At 44.6% G+C, this 2746-nt stretch carries 3 protein-coding genes; all 3 read left to right on the forward strand.

Translation table 11 applies throughout. The features are described from left to right. The first annotated feature begins 23 nt into the window (after positions 1-23). Positions 24-1271, forward strand: coding sequence for an RNA-guided endonuclease InsQ/TnpB family protein (locus BRO54_RS18615; RefSeq protein WP_074044839.1), 1248 nt, complete (start codon positions 24-26; stop codon positions 1269-1271). 140 nt (positions 1272-1411) lie between these two features. Beyond that, on the forward strand, positions 1412-2368 hold the full coding sequence (locus BRO54_RS18620; protein WP_021321940.1) for an MBL fold metallo-hydrolase: 957 nt from the start codon (positions 1412-1414) through the stop codon (positions 2366-2368). A gap of 193 nt (positions 2369-2561) precedes the next feature. After that, a partial coding sequence (locus BRO54_RS18630) for a DUF4277 domain-containing protein (protein WP_139268095.1) occupies positions 2562-2746 on the forward strand: 185 nt, incomplete at its 3' end.

Raw genomic sequence — 2746 nt, forward strand, 5'->3', positions numbered from 1 at the left:
ATAGTTAGATGGGAGGTGAAAAAATGTATTTTTGTATCAAACAACAGCTAAATGGTTTGACCAAAGAAGAATACTTGACTCTTCGAGAACTGTGCCATATTGCCAAGAACATGTACAACGTCGGATTGTACAATGTCAGACAATACTATTTTGAACACAAGGAATTTCTTAATTATGAGAAAAACTATCATCTTGCAAAAACTAACGAAAACTATAAGCTGTTAAACAGCAACATGGCACAGCAAATTTTAAAAAAGGTCAATGAAGCCTTTAAATCTTTCTTTGGTTTGATCAGTCTTGCCAAACAAGGAAAATATGACCACAAGGCTATCAGTATTCCAAAATATCTTAAAAAAAATGGCTTTCATTCACTGATCATTGGCCAGATTCGTATAGACGGCAACAAATTCACGATACCGTATTCTCGCCTATTTAAAAAGACTCACAAGCCTATCACGATAACGATTCCGCCTGTGTTACTGGACAAAAAGATTAAGCAGATTGAAATCATTCCTAAGCATCATGCCAGGTTCTTTGAGATTCAGTACAAATATGAAATGCCTGAAGATCAAAGAGAATTAAATGACCAAAAAGCACTGGCCATTGATTTAGGATTAAACAATTTTGCCACTTGTGTCACATCAGACGGCAGATCATTCATCATTGATGGGCGGAGATTAAAAAGTATAAATCAATGGTTTAACAAAGAAAATGCCAGACTTCAAAGCATAAAAGATAAGCAAAAAATCAAAGGCACCACTCGTAAACAGGCTTTGCTTGCTATGAATCGCAATAATAAAGTGAATGATTATATCAACAAGACTTGCCGTTACATCATTAACTACTGTATTGAAAATCAAATTGGCAAACTTGTCATTGGCTATGCGGAAACATGGCAACGCAATATTAATCTAGGAAAAAAGACAAATCAAAACTTTGTCAATATTCCTCTCGGTAACATAAAAGAAAAACTAGAATATCTTTGTGAATTTTACGGCATTGAATTCTTGAAACAGGAAGAATCATATACGTCTCAAGCCAGCTTTTTTGACGGCGATGAGATTCCTGAATATAATGCCGACAATCCAAAAGAATATAAGTTCAGCGGCAAACGTATTAAGCGCGGCTTGTATCGAACAAAGTCTGGCAAACTAATTAATGCTGATGTCAATGGCGCATTAAACATCTTAAAGAAAAGTAAAGCTGTAGACCTGAGTGTCTTATGCTCTAGCGGCGAAGTGGACACGCCTCAAAGAATAAGGATTGCTTGAAGCAGTCAAACTTCTTTGGAAGCCCCCACTTCAAATTTTCGCTAGAAAATTAAGTGGGGGTAGTTCACCAACCCCTGTAGCGGGAAGCCGGTTTCTATGTTAAAATATTCTGCATCATCAACCAAAGGGGGAGAGGGAACATGGCACAGCCGCTTGATCTCGGCCGCCGCATTTCACTCATCGATTTGTATGATTTGCGCATGCCGCAGCGCACCGGTACATACGTGCTTCACGAAGAGAACTTGGCGATCGTGGAAACAGGGCCAAGCCCGTCGGTGCCGCATTTGCTTGCTGGATTGAAAGCGCTTCATATTGATCCGTCTGATATTCGCTATATCATCGTCACCCATATTCATTTGGATCATGCGGGCGGCGTGGGGTTGCTTCTTCAGCATTGCCCGAATGCGATGGTTGTCGTCCATCCGAAAGGGAAGCGGCATTTGGCTGATCCATCGCGCCTCATCGCTGGAGCGAAGGCGGTGTACGGCGCGCAGTTTGAGTCGCTCTTTGATCCGATTCTTCCGGTGCCAGAAGAGCGATTGATCGTGAAAGAGGACGGGGAAACGTTGGAGTTGAGTGCGGAGCGGACGCTTGTGTTTTATGATACGCCGGGGCATGCGAACCATCACGTTTCGATTTATGATTCGTACAGCCGCGGCGTGTTCACCGGCGATACGATCGGCGTTTTTTATCCGCAGCTGCAAGAAGCGGGGCTTACGTTTTGCCTGCCTTCAACATCTCCGAACCAATTTGATCCCGAGGCCATGAAGCAGTCGGTGGCAAGACTTGAGGAGCTGAGACCGGAACGCATTTATTTTGGCCATTTTGGCATGCTGGATGACCCGCAGGAGGCGTTCCGCCAGCTTCGCGTTTGGCTGCCGAAGTTCGTGGCGGCGGGAAAAGAAGCGGTCGACTGTCATCCGGAAGCGCCGGCTGCCGAGCAGGCGAAAATGGCAGCGCACCGGTTGCGCGGCGAAGTGATGGCGTTTCTTGATGATCATGGCGCTCCATCTTCATCGTCGGCGCATGCGGCGATCGAGCTTGATTTGCAAGTGTGCGCGATGGGGTTGATCGATTATTGGCAGAAACAACGGTGATCATTCGATTGGCCTGGCCGATTCGGCTGGGTTTCTTTTTTGACGGGAAAGCGAAAATTGGAAAAACGGGAAAAACTGTTTTTGTGTGTGTTCCTCACATTTCGCACCCTCCCAACGAAAATCGGGAGGATTTTTTGTGTCCATCGTCGAATGAATCCTTGACATACAAGGAAAGTGAAGGAGTTTTTCTCTCATGAACGTTCAAGTCAAAAAGGTCTATCGTAATGATTATTTGAATATAATAAGTGCCCTATTCAAGAAACTGGGCCTGCCCCAATTGATTGACCATCTCGTTCCCGTTGATCCACAGTGCCAGACTCGAGTCAGCGATGCCGTTCAGGCCATCATCTACAATCTGTTTGACGGCCGGCAAGCCCG

It is taken from the genome of Geobacillus proteiniphilus, from assembly GCF_001908025.1.
Taxonomy (GTDB): domain Bacteria; phylum Bacillota; class Bacilli; order Bacillales; family Anoxybacillaceae; genus Geobacillus; species Geobacillus proteiniphilus.